A 16454-nucleotide genomic window follows, 5' to 3' on the forward strand; every position below is an offset into this window, starting at 1 on the left:
GTCAGCGCCTGCGCAAACGGCGGATGACCCCGCCGACAAGCGGACGAAGGACAGCGCGGTTCTCCTCGCCGGCAACCCTCCACACAAGGGCCGCATACGACGCGAGCGACAGGATCCCCAGCGGCACCGCGAACGTCAGCGGCGCCCAGGGTCCCTGCGCCCAGCCGGTGAGCTGGAGCAGAGCGATGGCGACGGCCGCAGGAACAATCGCCACAACGGCGCGGCCGATCTGCAGTAGGTAACGCCTCACATCGAGATCGACCGCCCGACGCAGCACCCATAGACGCACCGGCCAGACGAACACACGCGCCCACCGCGAGATGACCACCCCGGCGATGCCGAGCGGCAGCAGGGCGAAGATCAGCACCACACCCACGACGTTCTGCAGAGCAGAGAGCCAGAACGCCGACTTCGCCTTCCCTCGGGCGAGCAGCACCGTGCGATCGAAGTACATGACGGCGGCCAGTGCCCAACCACCGGCCAGACCCCACAGGATCGGGATCGAAGCCTCCCACCCCGGACCGAACACGGTAGGAACGATCTGCGGCGCCAGGACGGCGGTCAGGGCGAAGACCGGAACCCCGATCGCCCCCGCAGCGAACGTCAGTTGCCGGAAGATGCGGTTCAGCCGAGGCAGGTCATCCTGCACGCGCGAGAACGTCGTCAACGACACGCGGGAGATGACCGTCGTCACGAGCTCCATCAGGATGGTGCCAAGACGCTGCGCCACGTAGTAGTACCCGAGGATCTCGGCGTCGAAAACGGCGCCGATCACGAGCTTGTCCATGTTGCCCTGGATCGCGTCGAGCAGCTCTGTCCCCATGATGCTGAGGCCGATCGGCCAGATGCGCCGGAGCGATTCAAGCGAGAACTCGAACTTCGGGCGCCAGGTCGTCGTCGCCCACAGCACGACAACCGACACAAGGGCCACGCCGAGGGTCTGCGTAACGAGCGCCCAGACGCCGAAGCCGAGCAGTGCGACAGGAATCGCCGCCAGGGCGCCTGCGGTCGCGGCGATCAGCTGTCGCACCGACAAGATCTTGAAATCGAACGTCCGCTCGAGGATGGCGGCGGGAGTCTGTGACAGCGCACTCAGCGGCAAGGTCAGACCGAGGATGCGCAGCACGTCGGTCAGCTCGGGCGTTCCCAACCACCCGGCGAACACCGGCGCCAGAAAGTAGAGAGCGGTGTACACGACAGCGGCGAGCGCCATGGATGTCCAGAACGCCGTCGAGGCATCCTTCGGCTTGAGCTCTTTGAGTTGGATCAGCGACTTCGAGAAGCCGGCGTCGACCATGACACGCAGCACGGCCACGATGGAGGTGGCGAGTGAGATCAGGCCGAAATTCTCTGCGGCGATGAGTCGGGTGAGCACCGCGAACACGAGCAGCTGAAGGAGGCGAGATCCCCACCGTTCGGCGAAGACCCAACCAAGCGAGCGGGCGACATTGCCGCGCAGATCCCCGGGGCCGCCGCCATCCGTGGTCATACCGCTCAGCCCCGCGCCGCGGACGTTAACCGCTTGGCCCGGGCGCTCACTCCCTTGACGACGCGTCGCCCGAAGCTCACGGCCGACTGGGCGAGCGCACGGGGCCCGATCGCCGCCCAGAGCGTCGCGAGCGGACCGCGGGTTGGTCGAATAGCAAACAGGTCGCCCAGTCGGCGGTTCCACGGACGCACGATCCCTGGCAACGCCTTGCCAGAATGGTTCTCGCCCGTGTCGACGTGGTAGACGGCGGCGCGAAACGGCAGACGCTCCAGCACACGACCGCGATCGAGATGCCACTGCACCGCGTTGCGGTGCGCGCCCATGATGTTGGGCAGAACTTCACCGAAGCCATCCACCAGTTCCTGCTGGGTAGCGGATGTAGAGAGATCCTCCGGAACGCCGTAAGCGTCGAAGGGCAGGATGTAGGAAGTGCCGCACGTTCGATTGAAACCGTCCTGACGGCGGTATCCGTTGCGGGAACGCGAGTAGATCCATCCCTTGTCGATCGCCCAGCCGCGTGCGGCCGGGTTCCGCCCCACGAAGAGCACGACGTCGCGGTGAAGGAAGTCGTCAGCGTCGAAGATCATCACGTGCGACGGCTGATGAGCGCGAGCAGCAACCAATCCAATGCCGATCTTCGTGCCCTTGTCATGCACGAAGCCGCTGCGGTCGGCGTGCGGGCCGTGAGCGGCGACGGGGGGCGCGAAATCGACGGGGACGAAGTGGGTGCGCGGCGGCAGGGGGAACGAGGGCGCCCGGTTCCCCACGACGATCACGACGTAGTCGTCGCTCGACTGCTGCGCGATCGAGGCGAGCGTCCCCTGAAGAAGTGCCTCAATGCGCGGGTAATCCGCCGCGTTGTCGGGATGTCGCAGACTCGTGATGAAGGCCAGCATCAGCTCTCCAGGATCTCATAGAGGCGTGCCCGGGCCTCGTCGAGGTCGGTCGCATAATTCGCGGTCGAGAAGACACCCGTGTAGTCGTCGAACACGGCGCCGAGCTTTCGGTAGTTGTTATCGAGCATCACATGCCCGAGGCCCAGCAGCATCGCCAGCACGTGGGCATGCAGGCGATCGACGGCCACTGCGCGGGCAGAAGAGTACAGCGAGACGGCAGAGTCCACGTTCGACTCATTGATCAGGCGCACTGCTCGCTGCACCAGCGCCTGTGGCAGGGTCGGCGGTTTGACCGGGAGCCTCCGGCGAGCGGCCACGAGGCGACGCTGCAGCTTGAGCACCGTTCGCGCGAGGCGCCAGCCGAGCGGATCGCTGCGGTGCTGTCCCCAATCGGTCACGTGCAGCCGATGAGGCGCAAGCCAGTCCTGGGGGATGCCGCGGAGCCCGGAAGCGGACTCTCGATCGGCGCGGGCGATCACCAGCACCTTATCGGCATCGGTCCGCCCCCCCGCGGGGAACGCGGCGTCGTAGCCGAGCGCCATATCCGGACAGTACGCGCGCCGCACATCGGGCAGCATGGTTGCCGCCCGCTCCATCGACAAGCCGTCGCGGAGCAGCAGCGTGAAGTCGGGATGCGCGCCGATTACCCGATTGGCGATCGCAGCGCGCCCCTCGTCCGCGAAGAAGATGGACTGCGACAACTGCACGAGGCGGTAGTCGGCAAGTTCGGCCGCGAGCGTCTCTCGGTGCTCCTGGTGACCGATCCAGAGGTCGCCGAAGTTCCCGCCCCCGTGCAACAACACCACGCCGCTGCGCGGAAGACGTCGCCGAAGGTCCGCGGCGTCGAACCCGTTGAGGTCGCTCACATACCGGATCCGCAGACCCAGCATCTCGAGATAGGCAAGCTCACCTTGCCAGATTAGGGAATCACCCACGTTTCGCTGATTGGGAGCGTCTAGGACCGCGACGTCACGAGCGTCACCGATCGCCTCGCGAAGAGCGGACAGTGTCCGATCACGAACCTCTGCAAGACGCACAGCATCGCTTGTGTTCAACACAGCGGTCGGCTTCCTCTCGTCCACGGGTGCCGCACAGCCGCGGGCACTCCAGTGTAGATGACCACCCCACGGGCAGCCGCATCGCATAGATCCGCCGGTGGACTCTCCGGGTCCAGACGATGCGGGCGAGCGATGCGTCCCGCCGCGCCGCTCGAGCGCCGGCGGCGGTCAGCCTTCGGCGGCAAGGGCAGCGTCGATACGTTGGAGGAGCACATCCGCCACGGAGCGTGCATACGTCACCGTCAGGTGGTGCGCGTCGCGGTAGACAACCACACCACCGGCCACCATCGGACACCCGTCGTCCCGGCAGTAGGCGTCGTTCATGCGCACCACCCCAGCGCGCGGTTCCCGTTCGGCGGCGGCGAGGATCGGGTCGGCCGGCTCGACGGCGCGCTCCCGCGGCATCACACAGGATGTACCCGCTGCCGCGGCATCCGGGTGCTCGGCGACGCAATCGACCATGTCATCCAAGACCCTGGGGTTGTCGGTGATCGCTACGACCTCAACTCCGGCGTCGATCGCCGCGCCCCACGCCGCCGCTCGAGCGCTCGGCGCATCCTCGGTCTCGGCGCCGGCGCTGCGCGACGTGGTGGTGAGGACGATGTCGTAGTCGGGCAGGGCCGCGATCAAGCCGTCGCGATACTCGGCGCAGTCCGATTCCGCCAGCCCCGCGGTCCATGTGCAGCCTCTGGCGACGTAGGTGTCCAGCCGCCAGCCACGCTCGACGAGATGCGGTTTGAGAGCGGGGATGAGCGTGGCGGCGTGCGAGTCACCGACCAGCGCGACACGTGTCGCATCCGGTTCCGTCGACCCGTAGGAGCACGTCCGCAACTCGCCGTCCTCCGGAGTCTGCGTGTAGCACTCATACGCGTCCGCGGTGTCCTCCTTCAGGGCCGAAACCGCCGGGACGAGATCATCGGCCGCGACAGGAGCCGCCCCCTCACACGATGGGTCGAGCAGGGCGTCCGCCCCCACGCACTGTCCGGTCGGGTCGAAACGTTCGACCTCGACGGCGGCGGCCTCGCTCTCGGCGCGCGCCGTGGCCCAGCCGCCCGCCGGCACGACCAATGCGACGACCATCGCCGCGGCGGCGACGTACAGACTCACCCGGGGTGCGCGCGACGTGAGGACCCCCGCCGACCGCACGGGATCCTCGACGAAACGCTTAGTGAGGTCCGCCAACACGATGGTGAGGGCGAGGACGCCGCAGAGCTCCCAGAAAGTCATGTCCCGCCCCAGCACATACGGCAGGACGACGATCGGCGGCCAGTGCCACAGGTAGAGGGAGTAGGAGATGTCACCGAGGTACTGCACCGGGCGCAGACGAGCGAGATGCGCCAGCGATCCACGGGCGCTCGTCGTGCCGGCCCAGATCACCGCGGCGGTCGCGAGCACGGGCAGCAGCGCGTGCCATCCCGGGAAGGGTGTCTGCCCGTCATAGAGGAATGCCGTGGCGACGATCCCCGCGGCCCCGACCCACGCGGCTGTCGCTCGCAGCGTGGGAGACGCCGCCGCGGGAACGAGAGCGAGCAGACCACCGATGCCGAATTCCCACGCGCGAGTCGGCGTGATGAAGTACGCCGCGCTCGGAAGGACGGACGTCATGACGATCGACATGACAAGGGAACCGAGCGTCACGGTCGCCAAGACCCATGCGATGGCCCGACGCTGCGCTCCGCTGCGCCGCGCTATCCAGAGCGCTGCCACGATCAGGAGGGGCCAGATCAGATAGAACTGCTCCTCGGCCGACAGCGACCAATAGTGCTGGACTGGGGATGCGTTGCTCTCGGCAGCCAGGTAGTCGACCGCGTCTCCCGCGAGCAGCCAGTTCTCTACATAGAAGATGGCACCGCCCATGTGGCGGAAGAAGTCGGACCAGAACGTCCGCGGGACGAACAGTAACGTCGCGATCGCGGATACGACCACCACGAGCAACGATGCGGGCAGCAGCCGCCGGGCACGTCGCGCCCAGAACGAGGCCAACGCGACACCGCCAGTGCGCTCGACCTCGCGCAACAGATGCGCCGTGATCAGATAGCCGGAGATCACGAAGAACACATCGACGCCCGCATATCCGCCGGGTAGGCGGTTCGGCCAGAGGTGATAGAGGACGACCATCATCACCGCGACCGCACGAAGGGCTTGAATCTCGGGGCGCACCCCACGCCGAGGCGGAGCGAACCATCGGCTGGAAGCAGGCTCGGCTACGTTCATACTTCTCCTCGTTTTGGCTGGGGCCATCACTCAGCTGAGCGCGCGACGGTTGCGCGTCTGCTCCGCGCGCGCCGCGAGCAGGTCGTCTGCGGGGTAGCCGACCTCGGTGAGGGTCAGACCCCGGGCCGCCAGCACCTTGACGTCATGGGTACGGATGCGCGCGTCGCGGATCGCCACCACGTCGTCCGGCGAGAGCCGTCCCTCGCCCGCGCCGACGCAGGCGCCGACGAGCGCCCGGACCATCGAATGGCAGAAGGCGTCGGCGCGCACGTTGGCGATCAGGAAGCCCCGGTCGTCGCGGTGCCAGTCGTACTCGAGCAAGGTACGGATCGTCGTGGCCTCGGGGCGGGGCTTGCAGTAGGCGGCGAAGTCGTGCAGGCCGATGAGGCTCTGCGCCGCGGCGTCCATGGCATCGACGTCCAGCTCGGCGCGCACCGTCGTGGTGCGCAGCCGCTCAAGCGGGTGGTACCCCGTCACCGAGTCGGCGATGCGGTACTCGTAGCGGCGCCAGTTCGCCGAGAACCGCGCGTCGAAGCCCTCCGGGGCTGTGGACGTGCGTGTGACCGCGACGTCGGCGTACTGTCCGAGCACGCCGGTGATCCTTCGCGCGAGCGGCGCGACCGCGTCCGGATGGCACGTGTCCCGGCGGCGCTGCGTCGCACGCTCCCACTGCGCGTCGTCGAGGTCGGCGTGCGCGACCTGGCCCGTCGCGTGCACCCCGGCGTCGGTGCGGCCCGCCACCGTCAGGGGCACGGCAGAGCCGACCACGCGCTCGAGGGCCGCCTCTAGCGCGCCCTGTACGGTGCGCAGCCCCGGCTGTCGCGCCCAGCCCCGGAAATGGGTGCCGTCGTAGGCGATGTCGAGGCGGATGCGGGGCACGCATCCAGCCTATGCGCGGGTCGCCCCCTCAGCGGGAGGTGACGAAGTGCGGACGGGGCCCTTCGATGCGCGCGACGGCGATCTTCACCTCGGTGACCTCACCGCGCAGACCCGCGATCTCGGCGCGCAGATCACTACGCATGGCCGCGATCTCGGTGCTCAGATCACTACGCACGGCCGCGATCTCGGTGCTCAGATCACTACGCACGGCCGCGATCTCCTGTCCGTTGCCGTCGATACGAGCAGAGAGCTTGTCGTCGACAGCATCGATCTTCGCGTCCATCCGATGAACCAGCCAGCCACCGGCGCCGAGCATCGTGCCGACGAACGTCACGCACAGGCTCACGGCGGCGATCACCGTCGTCAGAACCTCAGCAGACACGAACACCGCCCCATTCTCCCAGCTGGATCGCCGGAATGCCATGACGCTACGGCACTGCGGCAGGGCATGGAGGGTCTCGATTCGACCTGCCGCCATTCGCGACGCAATGCGTGGCTGTGGACGAGAGATCAGACGGCGGCGAGCCCCGCGAGCACGAGGCGCGCCGACCGGTCGGCGGCGTCGTCGACGTGCGTCAGAAACTCGGTGCCGTCGGGCGCGCACAGGTCGGACACCCCGCGGACCGACACGAAGCGGGCGCCGTGCGTGTGCGCGACCTGCGCGATCGCCGCCGACTCCATGTCCACGGCCAGGAGGCGGGGGAAGTCGGCGCGCAGCTCCTGCGCGAGGTCCGCCGTGACGAACCTCTCGCCCGAGCCGATGCCGCCCTCACGCACCGTGAGGTCGCCGGCGGCGCCCAGGAGCGCCTGCCGCAGCTCGCCGTCACCCTCGTAGGCGGCGGGCATCCCCGGCACCTGGCCGAGCTCGTAGCCGAAGGCCCGCGCGTCCGCGCTGACGTTCACGAGCGAGTCGCCCACGATCACGTCGCCGACGTTCACGCCGGCGGCCAGCCCGCCCGCCGAGCCGGCGCTGATCAGCACCACGTCGTCGCCGTACCGCCCGATCGCGCCGGCGGCCGCGGCGGCGCCGTTGACCATGCCGATCCCGGTGCGCACCAGCACGTGCGTGCGCCCGTCGACCACGGCGGCGCGATGCTCGGCGCCGCCGATCGTCATCGGATCGCTCACCTCGCTCGCGACCGCGACGAAGGGCGCCGCCTCCTCGTCCATCGCGACCAGGATGACGGCGACAGCGCTCACCCGCGACCCTCGGCGAAGACCTGGCCCCACTCGTCGCGACGCTGGAGGAAGGTGCGGGCCGCCTCCTGGGCGCCCTCCAGCGTGTGGTTGGCTCCCCAGCCGCACTGCACCTCGTTCGCGGCGGGCACCTCGGTCGCGTCGAGGACGTCCTGCAGCGTCGCTCCCACGAGGCGCTCGACCTCCGCGAGCTCGTGGTCGCCCTGCAGGATCAGGTAGAAGCCGGTCTGGCAGCCCATCGGCGAGAAGTCGATCACGCGGGCGGAGTGGTTGCGCGACTTCTCGGCGAACAGGTGCTCCAGCGAGTGGATCACCGGCATCTCGAGGTGCGCGACGTTCGGCTGCGCGAAGCGCACGTCGTACTTCACGATCACGTCGCCGTGCGGCAGCACCTTCCGGTCGGCCACGCGCAGGTACGGTGCGGCGACGGCGCGGTGGTCCAGGTTGAACGACTCGACGTTCATACGGGGCTTGTTGTCGGTCACGGATTCAAGCGTACGGCGCTCGCCGGGCTTCGACCCTCGATGCACGGAAAGCTACAGAAGCTGCCGCGCGCGACCGTCGGAGGTCAGAGCCTCGGAGATGCGGCGCACCGCCTCGCGGAGCAGCGGGCGCGGCATCGCGAAGACGAAACGGGTGTGACCGATCGCGGCCTCACCACAGGCGGCCCCGTCCGTCATCGCGACGCGCGCGTGGTCACGGAACCACTCGCCGAGGTCGCCCTCGAGGCCGTAGGCGCGGAAGTCGATCAGGGCGATGTAAGTGCCCTCCGGGACGGTGACCCGAGCCTGGGGCAGCTGCTCCGCGACGAGCTCGGCGAGCAGCCTCCTGTTGCCGTCGAGATAGTCGACGACGCCGGCGAGCCATTCCTTCCCGGCCGTGTAGGCGGCGATGTTGGCCACCACTCCGGGCGTCGCCGTGCCGTGGCCGGCCCAGAACCCGAATTCCTCCCACGCCGCGGCATCCGCGTCGTTCGAGATGATGAGCTGCGCGCACTTCAGCCCGGCGAGGTTCCAGGCCTTCGACGCGGAGGTCGCCGTGATGGTGTGCCCGGCTGCCGCGTCGTTCACCGACGCGTAGGGGACGTGCTTGGCGGGCGCGTAGACGATGGGCGCGTGGATCTCGTCGGAGAAGACCCGTCCGCCGTGCGCCTCGACGACGCTAGACAGGGCCTCCAGCTCGGCCCGCGTGGACACGGTGCCGAGAGGGTTGTGGGGGTTGCAGAGCACCACCATCCCCGCGCCCTCCTCGAACCCGCGGGCGACGGCGTCCAGGTCCATGACCATCCGGCCGTCCACCTCGATGCTGGGCACCTCGATGACTCGACGACCGTGCATGGGAGGCACCATCAGGAACGGCATGTACGCGGGTGTCGGGACGATGACGGCGGATCCGGGCTCGGTGAACCTGTCGAGCGCCAGCTCGAACGCCGCGATCACGTCCGGGACGTGATGCACGCGCCCGGCCGGGACGTCCCAGCCGTACTCGTCGCGGTACCAAGCGGCGGTGGCGGCCGACAGGTCGTCGGCCAGCCGCTGCGGCAGGTACCCCGTCGCCCCGCGGTCGATCGACGTCTTCAGCGCCTCGCCCACGGCGGGCGCGAGCCCGAAGTCCATCTCGGCGACGAACGCGCCGATCGTGTCGGGGAACATCGACCACTTCATGCTCCCGCCCGCTCTCAGGTCGGGTTCGGCGATGGCGTCGAAATCGTGGGTGCTCATCTGAGACTCCTTCTGTCGTTCCCGGGCGCACATGCGAAGAAGGGCCCCGCGTCACACGGGGCCCTTCTTCGCATACGGCGCTTACTTCGCGTCGGTCTCCTCGGCCGGAGTCTCCTCCGCGGGAGCCTCGTCAGCGGCGGCCTCCTCGGCGGGAGCCTCCTCGACGACCTCGACGGTCTCCTCCGCGGGAGCCTCCTCGGCGGGGGTCTCCTCGGCGGGGGTCTCCTCGACGACCGGGGCCGCCTCGGCGGCCGGGGCCGACTTCTTCGCCTTGGGGGTGACGGGCTCGAGGACGAGCTCGATCACGGCCATGGGGGCGTTGTCGCCCTTGCGGTTGCCGACCTTCGTGATGCGGGTGTAGCCGCCCTCACGGTCCGCGACGAGCGGCGCGATCTCGGCGAAGAGGACGTGCACGACCTCCTTGTCGCCGATCACCGAGAGCACGCTGCGACGCGCGTGCAGGTCGCCGCGCTTCGCCTTCGTGATCAGTCGCTCGGCGAGCGGACGCAGGCGCTTGGCCTTGGTCTCCGTCGTCTTGATCGACTTGTGGGTGAACAGCGCCGCGGCGAGGTTCGCGAGGAGCAGGCGCTCGTGGGCGGGGCCGCCTCCGAGGCGGGGACCCTTCGTGGGCTTAGGCATTTCTTGTTACTCCAGTGCAATTGGTCGCTGGCATCCGCAGAGCGGAAGTCAGTGAGAGGAAGTCAGGGATCAGAGCGACTCGTCGTCGTAGCCGCCGTAGAAGCCGGTGCCGTCGAAGCCGGGCACCGAGTCCTTCAGCGACAGGCCGAGCGAGGTGAGCTTGTCGCGCACCTCGTCCACCGACTTCTGTCCGAAGTTGCGGATGTTCATGAGCTGCGTCTCCGAGAGGGCGACGAGCTCGGAGACCGTGTTGATCCCCTCGCGCTTGAGGCAGTTGTACGAGCGGACCGACAGGTCGAGGTCCTCGATCGGCATCGACAGCTCGTTCGAGAGCACGGTCTCGACCGGCGCCGGGCCGATCTCGATGCCCTCGGCCTCGACGTTCAGCTCACGGGCGAGGCCGAACAGCTCGACCAGCGTGCGACCGGCCGACGCGACGGCGTCGCGCGGAGCGATCGACGGCTTGCTCTCGACGTCCAGCACCAGCTTGTCGAAGTCGGTGCGCTCACCGGCACGGGTCGCCTCGACGCGGTAGCTGACCTTCAGCACCGGCGAGTAGATCGAGTCGACCGGGATCTGGCCGGCCTCGGCGTACTCGTTGCGGTTCTGGACGGCCGACACGTAGCCACGGCCACGCTCGATCGTCAGCTCGAGCTCGAACTTCGCGGTGTCGTTGAGGGTCGCGATGACCAGCTCGGGGTTGTGCACCTCGACACCGGCCGGGGCCGAGATGTCGGCCGCGGTGACCTCGCCGGCGCCCGTCTTGCGCAGGTACGCCGTGATGGGCTCGTCGCGCTCGCTCGACACCACGAGCTGCTTGATGTTGAGGATGATCTCGGTGACATCCTCCTTCACACCGGGGATGGTGCTGAACTCGTGCAGCACGCCGTCGATGCGAATGCTGGTGACCGCCGCGCCGGGGATCGACGAGAGCAGGCTGCGACGCAGCGCGTTCCCGATGGTGTAGCCGAAGCCGGGCTCGAGGGGCTCGACGACGAACCGGCTGCGGAACTCCGAGATCTTCTCCTCGGTGAGGGTGGGACGCTGTGCAATGAGCACTGGTTGTTCCTTTCGATCACGTGCCCGCTATATGACACGTGCGGTGGATAGGTCTTGAGTTGTTCGACGGCTCACGCCGGGGCGAGGCCGTGGGACGACGAGACGCCGGGGCGCAGGCTCGCAAGCCGTGCACCCCGGCGGGATCGCGTCAGACGCGGCGGCGCTTCGGCGGGCGGCAGCCGTTGTGCGCCTGCGGCGTCACGTCCTGGATCGAACCGACCTCGAGGCCGGCGGCCTGCAGCGAGCGGATCGCGGTCTCGCGGCCCGAACCCGGGCCCTTCACGAACACGTCGACCTTCTTGACGCCGTGCTCCTGCGCCTGGCGGGCGGCCGACTCGGCGGCCATGCCGGCCGCGTACGGCGTCGACTTGCGCGAGCCCTTGAAGCCCACGCCACCAGCCGAGGTCCAGCTGATGACGGCGCCCGACGGGTCCGTGATCGAGACGATCGTGTTGTTGAACGTCGACTTGATGTGGGCCTGGCCCACTGCGATGTTCTTCTTCTCCTTGCGGCGCGGCTTGCGCGCAGCGGTCTTGGGTGCAGCCATTGTGATCTCCTAAACCTTCCGCGCTTAGCGGGCCTTCTTCTTACCGGCGACGGTGCGCTTCGGACCCTTGCGCGTGCGCGCGTTGGTCTTGGTGCGCTGACCGCGGACCGGGAGGCCGCGGCGGTGGCGGAGACCCTCGTAAGAGCCGATCTCGACCTTGCGACGGATGTCGGCGGCGACCTCGCGACGCAGATCACCCTCGACCTTGTAGGTGCCCTCGATGTGGTCGCGGAGCGCGACGAGCTGGTCGTCGCTGAGGTCCTTGACCCGGATCTCGGGGCTGATGCCAGTGGCGGCGAGGATCTCGTTCGAACGAGTGCGTCCAACGCCGTAGATGTACGTGAGTGCGATCACCACGCGCTTGTCGCGCGGGATGTCGACGCCGGCAAGACGTGCCATGCGATGTCTCCTGAGAGTGAGGGAGGTGTGGAGCAGGATCGGTGCCCGGGCCTCCGCCCCGAGGTGTCCCCCGCATCCGATCTCTCGGAGCGGGTTCTGATCCTGCCGGATTCAGATGTTCAGTTGTGAGGATTTCGACTCGGCCGCTTCGCTCCCTCGCCCAATCCACAAGAGGTTTGTTCGTTGAGCGAGCGAAGCGAGTCGAGACGCGGGATCAGCCCTGGCGCTGCTTGTGGCGCGGGTTGCTCTTGCAGATGACCATCACGCGGCCGTGGCGGCGGATCACCTTGCAGTGATCGCAGATCGGCTTGACGGAGGGGTTGACCTTCATGATTCTTCTTTCGCTGTCTTCGTACCGTGCCCGAGGGGCGCGGCCGTTACTTCTCGACCGGTCAGCGGTAGCGGTAGACGATGCGGCCGCGCGTGAGGTCGTAGGGGCTGAGCTCCACGACCACGCGGTCTTCGGGGATGATGCGGATGTAGTTCTGCCGCATCTTTCCGGAGATCGTTGCGAGGACCTTGTGACCGTTGGTGAGCTCGACGCGGAACATCGCGTTGGGCAGCGCCTCGGTGATCACACCCTCGATCTCGATGACACCGTCTTTCTTCGCCATAGACTCGCTTTGCTTGTGCAGACCGGCCGGTCTGCGGTGAGTGGATTCGGTGCGGAGATGCCCTGTCCGGCGACACGCCGAAATCAGGCGCAAAGCACCAAAGATCTATGTTAGGCGACGCCGGGCGTGTCGGCAAGCTCGGCGTGTCGCGCCGACGCGGACGCGCCCAGAGCCCTCGGCTCAGCCCTGCAGACGCGGAAGCAGCTCTTCCTCGGCCGTGAGCTGCCAGTTCAGCGTCTCACCATTGAGCAAGACGGCCGGCGTCCCGCCGCCGGGCAGCGCGTCGGTCGTCTGCGTCACGAAGTCGGCGTACGTACGGTCGGCGATGCAGTCGGCGGCTCCGTCGGCACCCGCTCGTTCTGCGTAGGCGATGATCTCCTCGTCCGTGAGTCCGGGAGTCGACTCGGACGGCTGGTTCGCGTACATGAGATCCATGAACGGATATGCCGCGTCCGCGTTGTCCTCTGCGACGCAGTACATGGCATTCGCCGCACGCGTCGAGAACTCGGTGCCCTGCGATGCGCGGTCGAGGATCGACACGGGGTAGACCTTGAGCGTGAGGGCCCCCTCGGTCACCTGCTCGGCGATCGTCTCGCCCCAGCTCTCCTCGAACTGCCCGCAGTAAGGGCACATGAAGTCGACGTAGGTCTCGAGCACGTCGGGCCCTTCGCCGAGGCTGATCGCGCCCGTCGCCTCGTCGATCGAGGCGCTCGCGGGCGACTCGGCCGGCGCAGTGGCCTGGTTGTTCATCCAGACCACGAGACCGGCGACCGCGACCAGCAGCACCACGACGGCCGCGGAGATCCAGATCGCGACCCAGTTGGTCTTTGCCGTGCCTGCCATCATGCTGCGCGCTCCGTGTCTTCGAGGTGGTTCAGGGGATCGGCGTGGGCGTCACGCCGAACGGCGCGAGGCCCGCGGCGCCGCCGTCGGGTGCAGTGAGCACCCACACCCCATCATCGTGCACCGCGATGCTGTGCTCCCAGTGAGCGCCCATCGATCCGTCAACGGTCGAGACGGTCCACTCGTCGTCCTCGACGAAGGTCTCCTCCGACCCGGCGGTCATCATCGGCTCGATGCACACGACCAGCCCGGGCTTCACCTCGGCGCCGGGGTCGGACGTGCGGTAGTTGAAGATCGTGGGCGCCTCGTGCATCTTGCGGCCGATGCCGTGCCCCACGTACTCGCGCAGGATGCCGGCGGGCTCGCCGCTGGACGACAGCGGGTTCGCCTCGATGAAGTCCTGGATGGCGGCACCCACCTCGCCCAGGCGCTTCGCCGTCGCCAGCGCGGCGATCCCCGCCCACATGGACCCCTCGGTCACGCGCGAGAGCTCCTCGCGGTGCGCGACGAGCTCCGGACGCTCGGGGTCGGGCACGACGACCGTGATCGCCGAGTCGCCGTTCCAGCCGTCCGCGGTCTCGGCACCGCAGTCGATCGACACGATGTCGCCCGGCTGCAGCGGGACGCCGTCGGGGATCCCGTGCACCACCGCGTCGTTCACCGACGCGCAGATCGTGTGGCGATAGCCCCGCACGAGCTGGAAGTTGGAGTGCGCTCCGCGTTCGACGATCACACGCTCGGCAGCGGCGTCGATCTCGAGAGTGGTCGCGCCGGGCACGATCAACGGCCGCACCGCATCGAGCGCGGCGGCGGTGATCAGCCCCGGCTCGACCATCGCGCGCAGCTGCGCGGGGGTCTTGTAGATCGACCTGCGGAAGATCACGCGTCGCTCGGCGGTCTCAGGCCTGCACGCGCGCGAGGCCGCGAGCCTCGAGGGCCGCGACGATGCGCTCGGTGATCTCGTCGAGCGAGCCCACGCCGTCGATAGTGTCGACGATGCCGCGCGTGCCGTACACCGCGAGGATCGGCGCCGTCTCGCGCTCGTAGATGTCGAGACGGTGCGCGATCGCCTGCTCCGTGTCGTCGGAGCGGCCCTGCTCCTGCGCGCGCAGCGCGATCCGCGAGAGGCTCTCCTCGCGGGGCACGTTCAGCTCGATGACCGCGTCGAGCGACTCCTCGCGGCCCTGCAGGAAGTCGTCGAGCAGCGCCACCTGCGCGATGTTGCGCGGGTATCCGTCGAGGAGGAACCCCTCGGCGGCGTCGGGCTGCTCGAGGCGGTCGCGCACGATCGCGTTCGTCACCTCGTCGGGCACCAGGTCCCCGGCGTCGGTGATCGCCTTCACCGTCAGGCCGAGCTCGGTGCCCTCCTTGATGTTGGCGCGGAAGATGTCGCCGGTCGACACCACCGGGATGCCGAGCGCCTCCGCGATCCGCGCGCCCTGCGTGCCCTTGCCGGAGCCCTGCGGTCCGACGATCAGAAGACGAGCCGAGAACCCATTGTCCTGTGTCATCTCAGGAGCCCTTCGTAGTGGCGCTGCTGCAGCTGCGCGTCGATCTGCTTCACGGTCTCGAGGCCCACGCCGACGATGATCAGGATGGAGGCGCCGCCGAACGGGAAGTTCTGGTTGGCGCCCACCGTCGCGAGCGCGATCAGCGGGATCAGGGCGATGAGGCCGAGGTAGATCGAACCGGGCAGCGTGATGCGCGTGAGCACGTAGTCGAGGTACTCGGCCGTCGGGCGTCCGGCACGGATGCCCGGGATGAAGCCGCCGTACTTCTTCATGTTGTCGGCGACCTCGACGGGGTTGAACGTGATCGCGACGTAGAAGTAGGTGAAGCCGATGATCAGCAGGAAGTAGATCGCCATGTACAGCGGGTGGTCGCCCGTCGTCAGATACTGCGACACCCACGTGACCCATGCGGGCGGCATCGTGCCGTCGGCAGGGGTGTAGAACTGCGCGATGAGCGCCGGGATGTACAGCAGCGACGAGGCGAAGATGACGGGCACGACGCCGGCCATGTTCACCTTGATCGGGATGTAGGTGTTCGTGCCGCCGTAGGTGCGGCGCCCGACCATGCGCTTGGCGTACTGGACGGGCACGCGACGCTGCGATTGCTCCACGAAGACCACCAGCGCGACGACGACGATGCCGACGGCCAGCACGAGGAGGAAGATCTCGAAGCCGCGGGCAGCCCAGATGGCGCCCAGCGCGGCCGGGAAGGTCGCCGCGATCGAGGTGAAGATCAGCAGCGACATGCCGTTGCCGATGCCGCGCTCGGTGACGAGCTCGGCGAACCACATGATGAGGCCGGTGCCGGCGGTCATCGTGATGATCATCAGCAGCTGCGCCCACCACGCGTCGTTGACGAGCAGGTTGGTGCACTCGGGAATGCCGGTGACGCCGAACAGCTGGCCGGTGCGGGCCACCGTGACGAGCGTCGTGGACTGCAGCAGCGCCAGCGCGATCGTGAGGTAGCGCGTGTACTGCGTCAGGCGCGCCTGGCCCGCCTGGCCCTCCTTGTGGAGGGTCTCGAAGTGCGGGATGACCACGCGCAGCAGCTGGGTGATGATCGTCGCGGTGATGTACGGCATCACGCCGAGCGCGAAGATCGACAGCTGCAGCAGCGCGCCACCCGAGAACAGGTTGACGAGCGACAGCAGCCCGTCGGTACCCGAGGTCAGGTCGACGCAGTCCTGCACGTTCGGGAAGTGCACGAACGGGGCGGGCACGTGCGCGCCGAAGCGGTAGATCGCGATGATCGCGAGCGTGAATCCGATCTTCCGCCGCAGATCCGGCGTGCGGAAGATACGCGCGATGGCGCTGAACAAGGACGTGCCTCCCGGTTATTGAGACGATCCGCCGATGGCAGGACCGACCTCCAGGCTAACGCAAGGGCC

The 16454-nt window shown here is 68.2% G+C and carries 19 protein-coding genes; all 19 read right to left on the reverse strand.

What is annotated here, in order from left to right:
• Position 1: 1 nt before the first annotated feature.
• The 19 genes from K5S26_RS12995 to secY all read right to left on the reverse strand — a co-directional run bounded on the left by K5S26_RS12995 (position 2) and on the right by secY (position 16385).
• Complete coding sequence (locus tag K5S26_RS12995) at positions 2 to 1489, reverse strand: lipopolysaccharide biosynthesis protein (RefSeq protein ID WP_221858851.1); 1488 nt, start codon at positions 1487 to 1489, stop codon at positions 2 to 4.
• Between the two features lie 5 nt (positions 1490 to 1494).
• On the reverse strand, positions 1495 to 2385 hold the full coding sequence (locus tag K5S26_RS13000; protein ID WP_221858853.1) for a hypothetical protein: 891 nt from the start codon (positions 2383 to 2385) through the stop codon (positions 1495 to 1497).
• Positions 2385 to 3530 carry a polysaccharide pyruvyl transferase family protein gene (locus K5S26_RS13005; RefSeq protein WP_281427277.1) on the reverse strand — a complete coding sequence of 382 codons (1146 nt, stop codon included), beginning with the start codon at positions 3528 to 3530 and terminating at the stop codon, positions 2385 to 2387. The genes K5S26_RS13000 and K5S26_RS13005 overlap by 1 nt, the downstream gene beginning before the upstream one ends.
• 81 nt (positions 3531 to 3611) lie before the next feature.
• Positions 3612 to 5684 (reverse strand): acyltransferase family protein, encoded by a 2073-nt coding sequence (locus K5S26_RS13010; protein WP_308122964.1) that lies wholly within the window; start codon positions 5682 to 5684, stop codon positions 3612 to 3614.
• 3 nt (positions 5685 to 5687) lie between these two features.
• Entirely contained in the window at positions 5688 to 6536 is an 849-nt protein-coding gene (gene truA / locus K5S26_RS13015) for a tRNA pseudouridine(38-40) synthase TruA (RefSeq protein WP_221858860.1), read from the reverse strand.
• A gap of 28 nt (positions 6537 to 6564) precedes the next feature.
• Positions 6565 to 6894 carry a hypothetical protein gene (locus tag K5S26_RS13020; RefSeq protein WP_308122966.1) on the reverse strand — a complete coding sequence of 110 codons (330 nt, stop codon included), beginning with the start codon at positions 6892 to 6894 and terminating at the stop codon, positions 6565 to 6567.
• A 152-nt stretch (positions 6895 to 7046) separates the two neighbouring features.
• Positions 7047 to 7736 carry a 5'-methylthioadenosine/S-adenosylhomocysteine nucleosidase gene (gene mtnN, locus K5S26_RS13025; RefSeq protein WP_308122967.1) on the reverse strand — a complete coding sequence of 230 codons (690 nt, stop codon included), beginning with the start codon at positions 7734 to 7736 and terminating at the stop codon, positions 7047 to 7049.
• The gene (locus K5S26_RS13030; RefSeq protein WP_221858965.1) at positions 7733 to 8197 is read right to left on the reverse strand and encodes an S-ribosylhomocysteine lyase; all 465 of its coding nucleotides are present in this window, start codon (positions 8195 to 8197) and stop codon (positions 7733 to 7735) included. The genes mtnN and K5S26_RS13030 overlap by 4 nt, the downstream gene beginning before the upstream one ends.
• A 72-nt stretch (positions 8198 to 8269) precedes the next feature.
• Positions 8270 to 9454: a MalY/PatB family protein gene (locus tag K5S26_RS13035; RefSeq protein WP_221858862.1), complete on the reverse strand. Its 1185-nt coding sequence runs from the start codon at positions 9452 to 9454 to the stop codon at positions 8270 to 8272.
• 81 nt (positions 9455 to 9535) lie between these two features.
• Positions 9536 to 10093 carry a 50S ribosomal protein L17 gene (gene rplQ, locus K5S26_RS13040; protein WP_221858864.1) on the reverse strand — a complete coding sequence of 186 codons (558 nt, stop codon included), beginning with the start codon at positions 10091 to 10093 and terminating at the stop codon, positions 9536 to 9538.
• Between the two features lie 69 nt (positions 10094 to 10162).
• The gene (locus K5S26_RS13045; protein WP_135114760.1) at positions 10163 to 11152 is read right to left on the reverse strand and encodes a DNA-directed RNA polymerase subunit alpha; all 990 of its coding nucleotides are present in this window, start codon (positions 11150 to 11152) and stop codon (positions 10163 to 10165) included.
• Between the two features lie 148 nt (positions 11153 to 11300).
• Positions 11301 to 11699, reverse strand: a complete 399-nt coding sequence (gene rpsK, locus K5S26_RS13050) for a 30S ribosomal protein S11 (RefSeq protein ID WP_055992206.1) — start codon at positions 11697 to 11699, stop codon at positions 11301 to 11303.
• A 24-nt stretch (positions 11700 to 11723) separates the two neighbouring features.
• On the reverse strand, positions 11724 to 12098 hold the full coding sequence (rpsM, locus tag K5S26_RS13055; protein WP_135114762.1) for a 30S ribosomal protein S13: 375 nt from the start codon (positions 12096 to 12098) through the stop codon (positions 11724 to 11726).
• Between the two features lie 214 nt (positions 12099 to 12312).
• Positions 12313 to 12429: a 50S ribosomal protein L36 gene (gene rpmJ, locus K5S26_RS13060; RefSeq protein WP_005050492.1), complete on the reverse strand. Its 117-nt coding sequence runs from the start codon at positions 12427 to 12429 to the stop codon at positions 12313 to 12315.
• Between the two features lie 61 nt (positions 12430 to 12490).
• Positions 12491 to 12712, reverse strand: coding sequence for a translation initiation factor IF-1 (gene infA, locus K5S26_RS13065; protein ID WP_055992200.1), 222 nt, complete (start codon positions 12710 to 12712; stop codon positions 12491 to 12493).
• A gap of 180 nt (positions 12713 to 12892) precedes the next feature.
• Complete coding sequence (locus tag K5S26_RS13070; RefSeq protein ID WP_246603971.1) at positions 12893 to 13555, reverse strand: DsbA family protein; 663 nt, start codon at positions 13553 to 13555, stop codon at positions 12893 to 12895.
• Positions 13556 to 13586: 31 nt separating this feature from the next.
• Positions 13587 to 14438 carry a type I methionyl aminopeptidase gene (gene map, locus K5S26_RS13075; protein WP_221858868.1) on the reverse strand — a complete coding sequence of 284 codons (852 nt, stop codon included), beginning with the start codon at positions 14436 to 14438 and terminating at the stop codon, positions 13587 to 13589.
• 16 nt (positions 14439 to 14454) lie between these two features.
• Positions 14455 to 15066 carry an adenylate kinase gene (locus K5S26_RS13080; RefSeq protein ID WP_221858870.1) on the reverse strand — a complete coding sequence of 204 codons (612 nt, stop codon included), beginning with the start codon at positions 15064 to 15066 and terminating at the stop codon, positions 14455 to 14457.
• Positions 15063 to 16385 (reverse strand): preprotein translocase subunit SecY, encoded by a 1323-nt coding sequence (secY, locus tag K5S26_RS13085; RefSeq protein ID WP_221858872.1) that lies wholly within the window; start codon positions 16383 to 16385, stop codon positions 15063 to 15065. Before secY ends, K5S26_RS13080 begins: the two co-directional genes overlap by 4 nt.
• Positions 16386 to 16454 lie beyond the last annotated feature (69 nt).

This window comes from Microbacterium marinilacus (assembly GCF_019753765.1).
Taxonomy (GTDB): domain Bacteria; phylum Actinomycetota; class Actinomycetes; order Actinomycetales; family Microbacteriaceae; genus Microbacterium; species Microbacterium marinilacus.

Bases quoted from the DNA above. Each gene is read 5' to 3' on its own strand.
- rpmJ (WP_005050492.1), bottom strand. From the start codon at position 12,429: ATGAAGGTCAACCCCTCCGTCAAGCCGATCTGCGATCACTGCAAGGTG.
- K5S26_RS13005 (WP_281427277.1), bottom strand. From the start codon at position 3,530: ATGCGATGCGGCTGCCCGTGGGGTGGTCATCTACACTGGAGTGCCCGC.
- K5S26_RS13070 (WP_246603971.1), bottom strand. From the start codon at position 13,555: ATGGCAGGCACGGCAAAGACCAACTGGGTCGCGATCTGGATCTCCGCG.
- K5S26_RS13080 (WP_221858870.1), bottom strand. From the start codon at position 15,066: ATGACACAGGACAATGGGTTCTCGGCTCGTCTTCTGATCGTCGGACCG.
- rpsK (WP_055992206.1), bottom strand. From the start codon at position 11,699: ATGGCTGCACCCAAGACCGCTGCGCGCAAGCCGCGCCGCAAGGAGAAG.
- K5S26_RS13000 (WP_221858853.1), bottom strand. From the start codon at position 2,385: ATGCTGGCCTTCATCACGAGTCTGCGACATCCCGACAACGCGGCGGAT.
- K5S26_RS13010 (WP_308122964.1), bottom strand. From the start codon at position 5,684: ATGGCCCCAGCCAAAACGAGGAGAAGTATGAACGTAGCCGAGCCTGCT.
- K5S26_RS13035 (WP_221858862.1), bottom strand. From the start codon at position 9,454: ATGAGCACCCACGATTTCGACGCCATCGCCGAACCCGACCTGAGAGCG.
- rpsM (WP_135114762.1), bottom strand. From the start codon at position 12,098: ATGGCACGTCTTGCCGGCGTCGACATCCCGCGCGACAAGCGCGTGGTG.
- K5S26_RS12995 (WP_221858851.1), bottom strand. From the start codon at position 1,489: ATGACCACGGATGGCGGCGGCCCCGGGGATCTGCGCGGCAATGTCGCC.
- rplQ (WP_221858864.1), bottom strand. From the start codon at position 10,093: ATGCCTAAGCCCACGAAGGGTCCCCGCCTCGGAGGCGGCCCCGCCCAC.
- K5S26_RS13030 (WP_221858965.1), bottom strand. From the start codon at position 8,197: ATGAACGTCGAGTCGTTCAACCTGGACCACCGCGCCGTCGCCGCACCG.
- infA (WP_055992200.1), bottom strand. From the start codon at position 12,712: ATGGCGAAGAAAGACGGTGTCATCGAGATCGAGGGTGTGATCACCGAG.